At 39.9% G+C, this 278-nt stretch carries 1 protein-coding gene; it reads right to left on the bottom strand.

The window, feature by feature from the left end:
- Nucleotides 1-120 precede the first annotated feature (120 nt).
- Nucleotides 121-270, bottom strand: coding sequence for a PLD nuclease N-terminal domain-containing protein (locus tag Q4563_RS19540; RefSeq protein WP_303605700.1), 150 nt, complete (start codon nucleotides 268-270; stop codon nucleotides 121-123).
- Between the last annotated feature and the right edge of the window lie 8 nt (nucleotides 271-278).

Genomic DNA, 278 nt, shown 5'->3' with positions numbered 1-278 from the left:
ATCTATTTCTTCAAGAAGGTCGTAGATACTTGCAGACTCGCTCATTTTCTCACTCCTATCAATTCCTGCTAATTCAATTTGCGCCTTGTTTCCTTTCAAGTAGGTTATTTCAGCGAACCATTACAGCCGTGCTCGGCTTCCTTTCGGGCCGAATATAACCCAACAAATTAAACCTATAACCGGTACAACCAAAATAAAGAGTATCCACAATACCTTTTTTTCTGTGGACTCGTTGCTAGCAGTAATTTTAAGTACCGCCCAAACAATCAATGCAAGTA

Source organism: Gilvimarinus sp. 1_MG-2023 (assembly GCF_030548285.1).
The sequence above is the reverse complement of the archived record's forward strand: the minus strand, read 5'-3'. Positions and strand labels throughout refer to the sequence as shown.